The following is a 14,527-nucleotide window of genomic DNA, read 5'->3' as shown; positions in this document are numbered from 1 at the left end:
AGTGAGCGTCCTTCCTTGAATCGGACTTGTCTCACTCCTTTCTTCATTTTTGCTCCTTAAGCTCCGATAATCGCAGTCACCCACAAGTTGTGGAACAGACTGGAACTGATCGGGGTATGAAGGATGATAAAGCGGATCAATCCACTTGCATTTAGTCTATTTTGGATGGAAGCCATGGGAACTGTTGAGAGAATAGTCAAGCCCATCTGGATCACCAAGAGGGTTATCACGACAGCGATCACACCTGCTCCAATTTGATACTTGCGATCCTCCAATTTTTCTGGCTGGGGAACCAAGTGCATAAAGATTCCAATCACGCGGCCGATCAAATAAACCAGCACAAAAATCAACACATAAGCTAACCCTGCATAAAAGATGTCATCTAATTGAAACAGGTAGCGGTTGGCATAAAAATAATTCACCGATTGCTGAGTGGGACTCGAAAAAGGAACCCATAGAGACAAAACCTTAGCCAGTCCCTTGTAGCTACTACCTGCAATCAAGAGGGCCACCAAGGTCACTAGAAAGTAATAGGACTGGAGGATGATGCCTCTTGCATAGCCAATATAAAAGCTCCATGCCAAAATCAATAAGATTAAGAAAGTTAACATGTATCTCCTCTTATTTAGATGATTTATCCTTTAAGTCGTCTAAAGCTTTGCGACGAAAATCATCTAATTCTGTTTCTTTGTCGTCAAACTCAATCTCGCGATTCAGTTGCATAGACAAACTATTTACTGCCAATAAGATAGCGATGGTTTCATCATCTGCTTCTGGCATTTGTTCCTTAATTGCTTGGTATTTTTCTTTCGCAACACGTTCGACTTCTTCCATAAACAAATTATCATGGTTGGTTGTTAAAGTGAGCGCTTTGTTTCCAAATGTAAATTTATATCTATTTAAGCTCGCCATAAAAATCACCTCACGGTATTATACCAAAAAAGGCTAGCTTTGTCAGTAGCAAAGCCCCTCTTCACAGGGATTTTCCAGTGGATTCTTTCTTTCTTTTTGCTCCCTCTCTCCCTGAATTTGTGGTACAATAGTGGTTATGGAAAGTATGACACTCACTCCAACACAGGAGCAAATCCTTGATTTTGTCCATACCTATCGCAGTTCTCTCACTCAAAGTAAGAACCCTCATATGGATTATTTCTTTCGACTAGAGGGAGCGACCGTTTCGATCTACAAGTCTGGAAAGGTCCTGCTCCAGGGCAATGACCTCACTCCTTACCTGACCTTTTTCGGGCAAGATGCTGGGAACCTTAAGCGTCCTACTTCATCTGCACGACAAGATCTAGCCATGATCGGAACCGATGAGGTCGGAAACGGCTCTTATTTTGGTGGACTCACCGTCGTCGCATCCTTTGTCACACCTGACCAGCACGACTGGCTCAAAAAGCTTGGTGTTGGAGATTCGAAGACCTTGGATGATCGAAAAATTCAGCAATTGGCTCCTCTCCTTGAGGAAAATATCCAGCACCAAGCACTCTTATTGTCTCCAAAGAAGTACAATGAAGTGATCGCTTCTGGTTACAATGCTGTTTCGGTCAAAGTAGCCCTGCACAATCAGGCCATCTACCTTCTGTTAAATAAAGGAGTCCAAGCAGAGCGGATTGTGATTGATGCCTTTACAACTGCTAAAAACTACCAAAAATACGTAAAAGCTGAAAAAAATCAGGTCACGCAAGCCATTGAGTTGGAAGAAAAAGCCGAAAGCAAGTATCTAGCTGTGGCAGTTAGCTCCATCATCGCCCGCAATCTCTTCCTTCAAAATCTGGAGGATTTGGGCAAGGAACTGGGTTTTAATCTCCCTAGTGGAGCAGGGGCCAAATCAGACCAAGTCGCTGCTAAATTGCTCCAGACCTACGGGATGAAAGCTCTGGATTATTTTGCCAAACTCCATTTTAAAAACACAGAAAAAGCAAAGAAATTACTAGAAAGATAAGTCATGTCAAAAAGAAGTTCAAAACATACATCGAGCTCACCTGTGGTGAGATTCCTTAAAGAATGGGGCCTCTTCAGTATCATTGTTGGTCTCATCATCGCCTCTCGCATTTACCTCTGGGCTCCGGTCAAGGTGGATGGCCATTCGATGGATCCGACCCTAGCCGATAGCGAGTACCTCCTTGTGGTCAACCACCTCTCGATTGATCGTTTCGACATTGTTGTTGCCAGTGAAAAAGACGACGACGGCAAAACCAAGGACATCGTCAAGCGGGTCATCGGTCTTCCTGGGGATACTATCCAGTACGACAACGATACCCTCTACATCAATGGGAAAAAGACTAATGAGCCTTATTTGAAAAACTATATCGCTCGTTTCAAAAAAGATAAATTGCAATCGACCTACACTGGAAAAGGCTTTGAAGAAAACGGAGAACTCTTCCGTCAATTGGCCAATACAGCTCAAGCCTTTACAGTGGACAAGGATGGCAATCCTAAATTTACCTTGAAGTTGCTTGACGATGAATATCTCTTACTTGGAGATGACCGGATCGTTTCAAAAGATAGCCGTCAGGTCGGAGCTTTCAAGAAAGAACAAATCAAGGGGCAAGCCGTCTTTAGACTATGGCCTATCTACCCTTTCAAAACTTATTAGTATAGATCAACAGACTGAGGCTGAGACAAGTATGTCCCAGCCTTGCTTTATAAAAAGGAAAGAAATGATGGAATATTATTTTTCTGGTACTATTGAGCGCATTATTTTTGAAAATCCCAGTAGTTTTTTTCGAATCCTCCTGCTCGACATTAGCGATACCGATGCCGAAGACTTTGATGATTTTGAGATTATTGTGACGGGCACCATGGCAGATATCATGGAAGGCGAAGACTACACCTTCTGGGGGGAGCTGGTCCATCATCCTAAATACGGAGAACAGCTCAAAATCAGTCGCTATGAACGGGCTAAACCCTCTAGCAAGGGCTTAGTGAAGTATTTTTCCAGCGATCACTTCAAGGGAATCGGTCTCAAAACGGCTCAAAAAATCGTGGACCTATATGGGGACAATACCATTGACAAAATTCTGGAGGCCCCTGAAAAATTAGAAGAAATCACAGGTCTCTCCAAGAAAAACCGCCTGGCTTTTGTGGATAAACTCCGTCAGAATTACGGAACGGAGCGCATTCTCGCCCAACTAGCCAATTATGGCATTCCCAATAAACTAGCCTTTCAGATCCAGGATTTCTACAAGGAAGAAACCCTCCAGATCGTGGAGCAACAGCCCTACCGATTGGTGGAAGATATCCAAGGCTTGGGTTTTAAAATCGCGGACCAACTAGCAGAAGAATTGGGCATTGCAAGTGATGCCCCCGAGCGTTTCCGCGCGGGTCTGATTCACAGCCTCTTTATCTACTCTATCGAGACTGGAAATACCTATATTGAAGCCAAGGACCTCCTGCGCTATAGCATTGACCTTTTGGAATCAGCGCGTCCAGTAGAATTGGATCCCTCCACTGTCGCCCAAGAATTAGGCCACCTCATCGAGGAAGACAAGGTCCAAAACGTGGACACCAAGATCTTTGACAATAGCCTTTTCTTTGCGGAAGAAGGAATTCGTAGTCACATTGGTCGATTGCTGGAGAAAGGAAAGCAGACTTCATTTGACCCTGAGAAAATCAACCAGGCAATTAAAGAGGTTGAAAAAGATATGGGGATTCACTACGATGCGATTCAAAAAGAGGCGATTCACCAGGCGATTCAAAACAAGGTCTTTATCCTCACTGGGGGACCGGGAACAGGAAAAACCACCGTTATCAATGGGATGATCAGTGTCTATGCCCAACTCCACCAGCTGGATCTGCGTAAGAAAAAAGACCTGCCGATCCTGCTGGCTGCCCCGACGGGACGGGCAGCCCGGCGCATGAATGAGCTGACAGGACTTCCGAGTGCCACCATCCACCGCCATTTGGGAATGACAGGAGATGATGATACCAGCCACTTAGAGGACTATCTAGATGCAGACTTTATCATTGTGGACGAATTTTCCATGGTTGATACCTGGCTAGCTAATCAATTACTTAGCAACATCGCAACCGATACCAAACTCTTGATTGTGGGAGATGCTGACCAATTACCATCCGTCAGTCCTGGACAGGTTCTAGCGGATCTCTTGCAGATCCCAAGCATCCCTCAGACCAAGCTCGAACATATTTTCCGTCAGAGTGAAGATTCGACCATTGTCTCACTTGCAGGAGACATTCGCCAGGGCAAGCTTCCTCAAGATTTCACAGAACGAAAAGCCGACCGCTCTTATTTCGAAGCCGGAAGCGAACACATCCCTAAGATGATCGAACAGATCACCTCTGCTGCCCTTCGCAGTCAGATCCCAGCTCGAGATATCCAAGTCTTGGCACCTATGTACAAGGGCCAGGCCGGCATTGACAACATCAATACACTCATGCAAGACCTTCTCAATCCAGCTGTCAAAGACCAGGTCGTCTTTGACTCGCCAGACTGCCAATACCGCGATGGAGACAAGGTTATCCATCTGGTCAATGATGCAGAAAGCAATGTCTTTAATGGAGATATTGGCTACATTACCGATCTTCTCCCCGGAAAATATACAGAATCGAAGCAAGATGAATTGACTATCCAATTTGATGGCAATGAAATCGTCTACCCGCGCAATGAATGGTACAAGATTCGCTTAGCCTATGCAATGAGTATTCACAAATCGCAAGGAAGCGAATTTCCTGTGGTGATCTTACCCATTACTAATCAAAGCCACCGGATGTTGCAGCGTAATTTGATCTATACCGCCATCACGCGCTCTAAGAGCAAACTGATCCTCTTAGGAGAATACAGCGCCTTTGATTTCGCTACTAAAAATACAGGTACAGCGCGCAAGACCTATTTGGTTGAACGCTTCAAGAACCTGGACGGAGGCGAAGCAACCACAGACTATTCTTCATCCGTTGCAACGGCTTCTGCTACAGTCGAATCTGCACGAAGCAAGGAAGAAACTGTTGAAACGAAAGCAGAGACGTCTAAGCCTACTGTCTATCGACTGACTGAAGACAATCTCCACACTATCTCCCCCATGATCGGACTGACAGAAGAAGAGATTGCAGCCTTTTTTGACGTCAAACAACCTAATTGATACCCCAAAAATTAAAATAATATATTTTTTAAGACTCATTCAAATACAACTGAAACTTTCCGCCGTGAGAAAAGTGCTAGAAACACTATGGTTTCTAGCACTCGGGAGTTTTGAAACTTTAGGTTCAAAACTAAGTCATGGAACTTCGTAGAAGTTCGCTGACGTCCGTACTCACCTAAGGAAAGTTTCTAAGATGACTTTGTCATCAATCTCAGGCGACTAGTGAACAAACTAGTCGTCTTCTTTTTCTTCCACCAAAGGCAACTCGGTATGATCAACAAAGTTGGTCATGGTGACACCCAAGAGGCGGATTCCTGTATTTATCGATTCGATTTCTTGAAAAATGTGACGCGCTGAACGATTGATGCGCTCAGCATCTCGCGTTGGCTCCGTCAAGGTGATACGCTTAGTCAAGGTGGTAAAGTCTCCATAGCGCACTTTTAAGACCAAGGTCTTTCCTTGCTTACCATGTTTTTCCAGCGATTGGGCCACCTTACTGGACAGATTGGCAATTTCTTCTAAAATATCATCTTCTGCATAAAGGAGCTTGCGGTAGGTCCGCTCTTTTCCGATCGACTTGCGGATGCGGTGACTTTTGACAGGGCTATTATGAATCCCTCGCGCCTTTCGAAAGAGATCATAGCCAAATCGCCCAAACCGATCAATCAAAGTCATCTCCGGGATGGCTAAAAGATCCGCGCCAGTATAGACACCCATCTCATGTAGTCTCTCTACTGTCTTCTTTCCTACTCCATGAAATTTGGCAATGTCCATTTGGCTCAGGAAATCCTCAGCGTCCTCCGGTAAGACCACCGTTAGGCCACGGGGTTTTTGGTAGTCACTTGCCATCTTGGCCAAAAACTTATTATAAGAAACACCCGCTGAAGCTGTGAGATGCAGCTCTTCCCAGATAGCATGCTGAATCAAGCGGGCGATTTTGACAGCTGATTTGCTCTGGATTTTATTTTCCGTCACATCTAGATAGGCTTCATCAATACTCATCGGCTCGATTAGATCTGTATAACGCTTGAAAATCTCACGGACCTGCTCACCTACTTCTCGGTATTTCTCATAATTTCCAGAGATAAAGATGGCTTGAGGACAAAGGTCCAGCGCTTCTTTGGAACTCATAGCTGAATGAATGCCATATTTCCTTGCTTCATAGTTACAAGTCGAGACAACACCTCTCCCTCCTGACTGACGAGGGTCCTGGCCAATCACGACAGGCTTGCCCTTCAAACTAGGGTTGTCTCTTTCTTCGACGGCAGCAAAAAATGCATCCATATCAATATGAATAATCTTGCGACTGGTATCATTCACTAATGGAAATATCAGCATTTTTCACCCTCCTTTCTTTCTATTATAGGAAGAAAATTTCAGAATTGCAAAAATCGGCTCTCCAGAAAACATGAAAATTGATGAAAAACTGTGTTTGTTTTCAAAAATATAGTACAGTATCGCAGAGGATTTGAAACTGTATTACAAAAGAATCTGCTGTTTTTCGCAATTCGCCTTTGTGTAACCGATTTCTGTATGGTATACTACTATTGTAAGTGCAACAGATAGAGTTGCTAGAAAGACAAATAGAGGAAAATACACATGGTTGTTAAAACAGTTGTTGAAGCACAAGATATTTTTGACAAAGCCTGGGAAGGCTTCAAAGGTGAAGATTGGAAAGAAAAAGCAAGCGTTTCTCGCTTCGTTCAAGCTAACTACACACCTTATGATGGAGATGAAAGCTTCCTAGCTGGTCCAACTGAACGTTCTCTTCACATCAAAAAAATTGTTGAAGAAACAAAAGCACACTACGAAGAAACTCGTTTCCCATACGATAACCGTCCAACATCTATCGCTGATATCGCAGCTGGATACATCGACAAAGAAAACGAAGTGATCTTCGGTATCCAAAATGATGAATTGTTCAAATTGAACTTTATGCCTCGTGGTGGTATCCGTATGGCGGAAACTACTTTGAAAGAAAATGGATACGAACCAGATCCAGCAGTTCATGAAATCTTCACAAAATACGTTACAACTGTAAACGACGGTATCTTCCGCGCTTACACTTCTAACATCCGTCGTGCTCGTCACGCTCACACTGTAACTGGTCTTCCAGATGCATACTCTCGTGGACGTATCATCGGGGTTTATGCTCGTTTGGCTCTTTACGGTGCTGACTACTTGATGGCTGAAAAAGCAAACGACTGGAACTCTATTACTGAAATCGATGAAGAATCAATCCGCCTTCGTGAAGAAGTAAACCTTCAATACCAAGCACTTCAAGAAGTTGTTAAATTGGGTGACCTTTATGGTGTAGACGTACGTCGTCCTGCCTTCGATACAAAAGAAGCGATCCAATGGACAAACATCGCCTTCATGGCTGTCTGCCGCGTGATCAACGGTGCTGCTACTTCTCTTGGACGTGTGCCAATCGTTTTGGATATCTACGCTGAACGTGACTTGGCTCGTGGTACTTACACTGAATCAGAAATCCAAGAATTCGTTGACGATTTCGTTATGAAATTGCGTACTGTTAAATTTGCTCGTACAAAAGCTTACGACCAATTGTACTCAGGTGACCCAACCTTCATCACAACCTCTATGGCTGGTATGGGTAACGACGGACGTCACCGTGTTACTAAGATGGACTACCGTTTCTTGAACACTTTGGACAACATCGGTAACTCTCCAGAACCAAACTTGACAGTTCTTTGGACTGACAAATTGCCATATAGCTTCCGTCGCTACTGTATGCACATGAGCCACAAACACTCTTCTATCCAATACGAAGGTGTTACAACAATGGCTAAAGACGGATACGGTGAAATGAGCTGTATCTCATGTTGTGTATCTCCACTTGACCCAGAAAACGAAGAACAACGCCACAACATCCAATACTTCGGTGCTCGTGTTAACGTGCTTAAAGCTCTTCTTACTGGTTTGAACGGTGGTTACGACGATGTTCATAAAGACTACAAAGTATTTGATATCGATCCAATCCGTGATGAAGTTCTTGAATTCGAATCTGTTAAAGCAAACTTCGAAAAATCTCTTGACTGGTTGACTGACACTTATGTAGATGCTTTGAACATCATCCACTACATGACTGATAAGTACAACTACGAAGCAGTTCAAATGGCCTTCTTGCCAACTCACCAACGCGCTAACATGGGATTCGGTATCTGTGGATTCGCTAACACTGTTGATACATTGTCAGCTATCAAGTACGCTACAGTTAAACCAATCCGTGACGAAAATGGTTACATCTACGATTACGAAACAATCGGTGAATACCCACGTTGGGGTGAAGATGACCCACGTTCAAACGAATTGGCAGAATGGTTGATCGAAGCTTACACTACTCGTCTTCGCAGCCACAAACTTTACAAGAACGCTGAAGCAACTGTTTCACTTCTTACCATCACTTCTAACGTTGCATACTCTAAACAAACTGGTAACTCTCCAGTCCACAAAGGGGTATACCTCAACGAAGATGGTTCTGTGAACTTGTCTAAATTGGAGTTCTTCTCACCAGGTGCTAACCCATCTAACAAAGCGAAAGGTGGATGGTTGCAAAACTTGAACTCACTTGCTAGCCTTGACTTTGGTTATGCAGCTGACGGTATCTCACTTACTACTCAAGTTTCACCACGTGCTCTTGGTAAGACTCGTGACGAACAAGTTGATAACTTGGTAACTATCCTTGATGGTTACTTCGAAAACGGTGGACAACACGTTAACTTGAACGTTATGGACTTGAACGATGTTTACGAAAAGATCATGTCAGGTGAAGACGTTATCGTTCGTATCTCTGGATACTGTGTAAACACGAAATACCTCACTCCAGAACAAAAAACTGAATTGACACAACGTGTCTTCCACGAAGTTCTTTCAATGGATGATGCATTGAGCTAAGATTCAAATAGATGAAAAAACCAGTCAGAAACGGCTGGTTTTTTCATTCTCATCGCAAGATTATTCTGAATTTTGAAAGAGTTTAAGAGCCTGCTATATAGGGTTTGACAGCGTTTTCTCCAAGTGTTATAGTAGAGCTGTAAATAAGATAGAAGGGGTGATCCTATGTTTTTAACATTTATTTTCGCTATTATTTGGCTCTTTATCCTGATTGCACTGATCTTTTTAGCAACCCTTCTCGTCCAGGATATGACCGTGCAGCACCACCACCCGAGTTAGCGAATCTCAGGGCTAGACAATAGCTATTCTAAACGAATTCATAAGGACAAGAAACAAACTAGAATTGTCAAATTTTAGTTCTGTCTCTCGTCCTTTTTTGCTATAATAGAAACAGATTATTTAGTAAGTAGGAAATTATGGAAGAGTCAAAACAGATCAACCAAGTGATCGACGTCCTGATGTTAGCTGGAACCCTCCTTATAGAGAGCGGTTCTGAGATTCACCGGGTCGAAGATACCATGATCCGGATCGCCCATTCACAGGGAATCGTCGATTGCAATGTTTTAGCGATGCCAGTCGCTATTTTCTTTTCAATTGAGAACACCAATGTCACGCGCATGAAACGGATCTTGCGAACTAATTACAATATCGAGAAGGTCTGTGACGTCAACCAGATCTCTCGTCAACTAGTCTCTGGAGAGATGGATCTCGAGCACGCTTACCAGGCCCTGAGTGAGTTAAAAAATAAGCGTGTTCCTTATACCAATCTCCAGTTGACCATTGCAGCAACCCTCAGTGCGCCTTTCTTCTCCATCATGTTTGGTGGAAATTTCTATGATGCGATTGGAGCGGGCATTGCAACTGTATTTGCCTTTGCTTTTTCACTTGTCGTAGAGAAATATGTTCGCATTCCTTTTGCCACTGCTTTTGCGGCAGCCTTTGTCTTTGGTTTTTTAGCCCATATTTGGACGCGCTATAGTGGTTTTCCTTCCAATACCGATCTCATTATCGCAGGCTGTGTCATGCCCTTCGTTCCTGGGATCGCTATGACCAATGCCGTCCGCGATCTCATGAATTACCACCTCAACTCTGGGATGAGTAAGCTCTTTGAGACTCTCCTCATTACTCTTGCCCTTGGTGCCGGTACAACCGTTGCCCTCGTCCTTATGAAATAAAATCATGAACTTAACTGAATTTTTAATCCAAGCGGTGGCTAGTTTGATTGCCATCATCACCTTTTTAATTGTCCTAAATGTGCAACGCTCCATGTTGATTCCTGGAGGAATCCTAGGGATGGGCATCTGGCTACTTTACTATATCCTGAAAGGGCCTACCAATGTCATCGTTGCAACCTTTATCGCAGCCATTGTCGGCTCCTGTATCAGTCAGATTTTAAGTATCATTCTCAAGACGCCTGTCGTGGTCTTTATGTTGTCCATTCTCGCCCCCTTGGTTCCTGGATATATTTCCTATCGGACCACTTCCTTCTTTGTCAGTGGCCAATATCGACAGGCAGTAACCAGCGTGACCCTAGTGGTTATTCTGGCCTTGGTGATCTCCATCGGGATGGCTAGCGGGTCTGTCGTCTTGAAACTCTACCATTCTTACCAACGCTATCAAAAAAGAAAAATGACCAATGCCAACTAGCATATGTCATGTTGGTGACAAAAGCTTCTTAAAAACTTTCCTTAGGTGAGCTTAGTATTTAAAAAAGACAAGGTGTTTTATCCTTGTCTTTTTCGTTTTACGTTTTAGTACTGCTTATGTTTCAATGTCAATAAATGTGTTCTTTTTGGAGTATTCTATATATTCTAGGTAACATTATCATGGTATAGAGCAGGAGAGAAACACCTCCAAATATGAATATCAGACCTCCGTTTATATCCTTTTGAAATAGATAAGTAAATACAATGGTACCTATCGGCATGATAGACGTATTTAGTGTGAACAAAGTACTCATTACTCTTCCTAAATAATTTGTTTCAATACTACTTTGAAGATAGGTCATGACGACAATATTTAGAATAACAAGAGTAAATGCTATAATTCCCATAAATAAACCGCCAACGGAAGAAATAATCACCTGGGTGTTACTAATTGCAAATGTAATACCCAAACCAACGATAGCGATGGTTAGAAGAAAAAGTGGAATGCGAATTCTATTAGAGAGAAGTGTGTTATCTTCTTTTTTGTCTGGTAGTAGTGACATAGACACACTGGCTAATAACATTCCAACCGCAGACATAGTTTCTAAAATACCTACTGTCGCATTATCTAATAAGAGTTGCTCTTTGACTACAAATGGTACTCCAATGCTAATGGAAGTATAGAAAAAATTCAGTACAACACTAACAAGAATAATATATTTGACAATCTGATTTTCTTTTAAAAATCGGATAATTTCTTTAACCCCGTGTTGATGGTTTTCATTCTGTTTGATCTCAGCTTCCTGCCCATCGTGTTCATAGAAGAATTTCATGGTAAGTAAGACACCTAAAGCAAGGAGATTTGCAATGATTTCTATGAGAATAAAGCCTGAGAAGCCTAACCAATTATAAAAAATGACTCCAATAGCTGGGGAAAGCATGGTTGCGATAGCAATGGCGGTTTGTGTAACAGAACTTAATCGTTGAATTTTTTTATCGTTTACTAACTCGTGGATAGAGGCTGAATAACAAGTATCATTGATGTTAACTGTAATAGAGTGGAGTATGACAAACGGGATTACGAGGTATAAGATAGTAGATGAATTCGTTAAAAAATAAAAAGCATAAAACAGAAGAAAGATTATAAGCCTAAAGATAAAATTATAAGTTAAGATCTTTTTATGACGGTATCGGTCTACTAAATTACCGATTGGAACCAAGAAAATCAAACTAACTAAAGGATAGATGATCATATTGATTCCAAAACTCATTGCCGATTTTGTTTGGTCCAGTAACATTAATCCTAAAGCAAAATTAAAAGCTTTTCCACTTAAAGAACTAATAAAACTACTAATAAAGTCTTTGATGATTTGTCTATTAGACATTTGATCACTTATTAAATTCTTAATATTAATCCCCTCCATTCGTTTCAACATTACTTCGGTTATCTAATCCTATTCAATCAACCTGTGTTGTAAGGTAATTGGAATATTAGATAAGCCAAATTTTTGTTAATTAAGATTTTATCAATTATACTAATAAAAGTATATTAAAAAATGTAAAAAATATTGTATTTATGTTTACTCATTATATTTCTCTCTTGCTTTGACATTATCTAAATTGATAACTTCATACGTACCTCTTCTAAAATAGGATATATTTTACAATCGTTAAAGGATTTCAAAATGAAACAGATTGATTTATTTTGATTTTTATAGGCTTTAAATTTATTCCAGATGTTGATACTATTTATCACAACATTTGACACCGCTTTCAAACGGGAGTACAATAATATTGAGGACAAGATGGTTAATCTCTTTTATTTAGGAGGTGTCAGATATGCAAATCTATTTTGTTTATTCTATTTTCTATCTATTATCACGCGTAGTAGCACTTGTAGTTCTAGCTTATCTTATTAAGTTACTCATTGCTCGTTTAAAAAGAAACTAAGTAACATTTTTCCCAAATAGTAGTTATTTGGGCTTTTTGCTATACTTTAGTTTAGTGGATTAAATCTGTAAAGGTAGGATTTAGTATATTCTTGTTGAGTGATTTTATTTTATGAAGGTTGTTTATAGTTGAAGGGGGAAATAGATGGTCTCTAAAATCGATGTAGCTTGGGACTTGTTCCTAGAAGGAAATATATTAGAAGCTAAAAAGTTAGTTGAACAAGATTTTTTTATTGATACCTGTACAGATTTTAGTCTTTTAAATCTGATGGGATATGTATTGTTAGCAGAAAAAGACTATGCTTCATGTACCCATATCTTTGAGAAATACATTTTATTAGCTCAACAAAATGAAGATAAAGAACATGAACACATTGGTTTACATCAATTAGCGATGATCTACAGAGAGCAGGGTGATTTTCATAAGGCTTTAAAACTCATTGAAGACGAAGAGAAGATAGTTGAAGAGCATTTTCCAAATGATAATCTAAAGAAAGCTGTGAATAACTACGAACAAGGCTATTTGAGATTGAAATTAAACAACCTTGATGAAGCTCTTACATTCATGAATCTGTCACTGGAACAATCTTTAGAAACTGATGATGTGATTTCTCAAGCTTGTAGTTATAGAGGGATAGGTGAGATCTATTTAGCCTTGGAAGATAAAGGATTAGCCAACACACATTTCAAACGAGCTATAGAACTTTTCGAAAGTGTTGGAGAGTTTGAAGGGATAAAGGAAATTGCGGAATTGATTAATCGATGATTTTGCATTTAGATTTTGTCATTAGTTTGCTTAAATAAAAAGTTTTAATATGCTATAAATCATGTATTTGATTAAGGGGAATAAGATGAGAGGTTGTGATAGAGATGGAGTTTCTATTTATTTTAATTATTTATATACCTTCTTTCTTTTATTTAAACTGGAAGGATAAGCCTAAACAAAAAAATAAGTCCTTTTACTATCTTTATAAGTTTTACATGATTTACTTGTGGTTTATCCTCATAATTTCCATAATGGCTATTGGTATTTTTTCCCTTGGAGTACTAGCTGTTAGAGGTGAAAAACTTACGTCTGGTTTCTTTGTTTTATCTTTCTTAGGTATAGTTCTATTTAGTTTCTATATTTTTAGTATTCTAAAAGAGATACAGGACTTAAAGCAAATAAAAGGTAAGTAAAAATTAACTAAGAGAACTAGCTAACTAGCTTAAGTAAAATATAACACGGCCACGATTAATGAGCCGTGTTTTTGTATGAATGTACATTTGAAAAATTTTTAGTTTCAGGTTCATTGTCAAAATGTACAATTTAAAAATTTTTAGTTTTCCCTTAAATAAAGTACATTTTACAGAAGATGAACAACTTTAAAAATTTCCAGTATTCACTTAAATAAAGTACATAATTGACAATGATTAGCTCAAAAAATTTTTTGGTTACTAAAGTAATCGCTTCACTTATCTTAAAATAGTTTTTCTCCATTCAAACTAATGAAAAATAATATTGGTTTTTAAATTTCTCTAAGTGTCATTGCTTGCATTTCCACTCAAAAGGAGTACAATGATAGTGAAAAAAACAAATCCTTTAAAGTATGTGAGGTGCTGTATGATGATAAACAAGTATATCAAGTATCTTCCTTGGACTATCCTAGGAGCCCTCTCCTCCTATCTATTAGCGACTGATTATGCCCGCAATTCATTTGACTTGTTCTATCTGACCTTGAACTTTATGATTGTGAACATCGCTATACTCATCTTCTTCGAAAAAGTTCTAAGAGACAAATGCAAAGAACTCTTCATACGGGTCATGAGTAACCCTAAAAAAGATAGCTAAACATAAGATTTGAAAAGCCATCTGAGGATGGCTTTTTCTTATAGATTCTCTATTTTTCTTTGAAACATTGCAAAATCGGTCCCGAGA

Annotated in this window: 12 protein-coding genes; 8 read left to right on the top strand and 4 right to left on the bottom strand. The window is 40.3% G+C overall.

The genetic code is table 11. The features are described from left to right. Positions 1-56: 56 nt before the first annotated feature. Both AB5Y61_RS01600 and AB5Y61_RS01595 read right to left on the bottom strand, forming a co-directional pair. Complete coding sequence (locus AB5Y61_RS01600; RefSeq protein WP_368402828.1) at positions 57-611, bottom strand: CvpA family protein; 555 nt, start codon at positions 609-611, stop codon at positions 57-59. Positions 612-621: 10 nt separating this feature from the next. After that, on the bottom strand, positions 622-912 hold the full coding sequence (locus AB5Y61_RS01595) for a hypothetical protein (protein ID WP_049471900.1): 291 nt from the start codon (positions 910-912) through the stop codon (positions 622-624). A gap of 136 nt (positions 913-1,048) precedes the next feature. Between AB5Y61_RS01595 and rnhC the strand changes: the two genes are divergently transcribed. The 3 genes from rnhC (at position 1,049) to recD2 (ending at position 5,099) form a co-directional block, all read left to right on the top strand. Then, entirely contained in the window at positions 1,049-1,945 is an 897-nt protein-coding gene (gene rnhC, locus AB5Y61_RS01590; RefSeq protein WP_368402826.1) for a ribonuclease HIII, read from the top strand. A gap of 3 nt (positions 1,946-1,948) precedes the next feature. After that, positions 1,949-2,599 (top strand): signal peptidase I, encoded by a 651-nt coding sequence (gene lepB / locus AB5Y61_RS01585; RefSeq protein WP_014713905.1) that lies wholly within the window; start codon positions 1,949-1,951, stop codon positions 2,597-2,599. Positions 2,600-2,666: 67 nt separating this feature from the next. Further along, positions 2,667-5,099 (top strand): SF1B family DNA helicase RecD2, encoded by a 2,433-nt coding sequence (recD2, locus tag AB5Y61_RS01580; RefSeq protein ID WP_368402824.1) that lies wholly within the window; start codon positions 2,667-2,669, stop codon positions 5,097-5,099. A 231-nt stretch (positions 5,100-5,330) separates the two neighbouring features. Here the strand turns inward: recD2 and dinB are convergent, their stop codons facing one another. After that, positions 5,331-6,437, bottom strand: a complete 1,107-nt coding sequence (dinB, locus tag AB5Y61_RS01575; protein ID WP_254727495.1) for a DNA polymerase IV — start codon at positions 6,435-6,437, stop codon at positions 5,331-5,333. A 261-nt stretch (positions 6,438-6,698) separates the two neighbouring features. Here dinB and pflB point away from each other — a divergent pair, with 261 nt between their 5' ends. The 3 genes from pflB (at position 6,699) to AB5Y61_RS01560 (ending at position 10,661) form a co-directional block, all read left to right on the top strand. Further along, a complete protein-coding gene (gene pflB / locus AB5Y61_RS01570; RefSeq protein ID WP_045759873.1) occupies positions 6,699-9,014 on the top strand; it encodes a formate C-acetyltransferase in 2,316 nt (771 codons plus the stop codon). 416 nt (positions 9,015-9,430) lie between these two features. Further along, positions 9,431-10,189 (top strand): threonine/serine exporter family protein, encoded by a 759-nt coding sequence (locus tag AB5Y61_RS01565; protein ID WP_254727498.1) that lies wholly within the window; start codon positions 9,431-9,433, stop codon positions 10,187-10,189. 4 nt (positions 10,190-10,193) lie between these two features. Further along, positions 10,194-10,661, top strand: a complete 468-nt coding sequence (locus tag AB5Y61_RS01560) for a threonine/serine exporter family protein (protein ID WP_031575574.1) — start codon at positions 10,194-10,196, stop codon at positions 10,659-10,661. A 127-nt stretch (positions 10,662-10,788) separates the two neighbouring features. Here AB5Y61_RS01560 and AB5Y61_RS01555 read toward each other — a convergent pair whose 3' ends face one another. Continuing rightward, positions 10,789-12,045, bottom strand: a complete 1,257-nt coding sequence (locus AB5Y61_RS01555) for an MFS transporter (protein WP_368402821.1) — start codon at positions 12,043-12,045, stop codon at positions 10,789-10,791. A 709-nt stretch (positions 12,046-12,754) separates the two neighbouring features. On the opposite strand from AB5Y61_RS01555, the gene AB5Y61_RS01550 reads away from it, so the two are divergent. Next, positions 12,755-13,375, top strand: coding sequence for a tetratricopeptide repeat protein (locus AB5Y61_RS01550; RefSeq protein WP_368402819.1), 621 nt, complete (start codon positions 12,755-12,757; stop codon positions 13,373-13,375). 840 nt (positions 13,376-14,215) lie between these two features. Continuing rightward, the gene (locus AB5Y61_RS01545; RefSeq protein ID WP_368402818.1) at positions 14,216-14,440 is read left to right on the top strand and encodes a hypothetical protein; all 225 of its coding nucleotides are present in this window, start codon (positions 14,216-14,218) and stop codon (positions 14,438-14,440) included. Positions 14,441-14,527: the final 87 nt, after the last annotated feature.

The organism is Streptococcus parasanguinis (assembly GCF_040908565.1).
GTDB lineage: Bacteria > Bacillota > Bacilli > Lactobacillales > Streptococcaceae > Streptococcus > Streptococcus parasanguinis_AC.
This window is presented reverse-complemented; position numbering and strand designations above follow the sequence as displayed.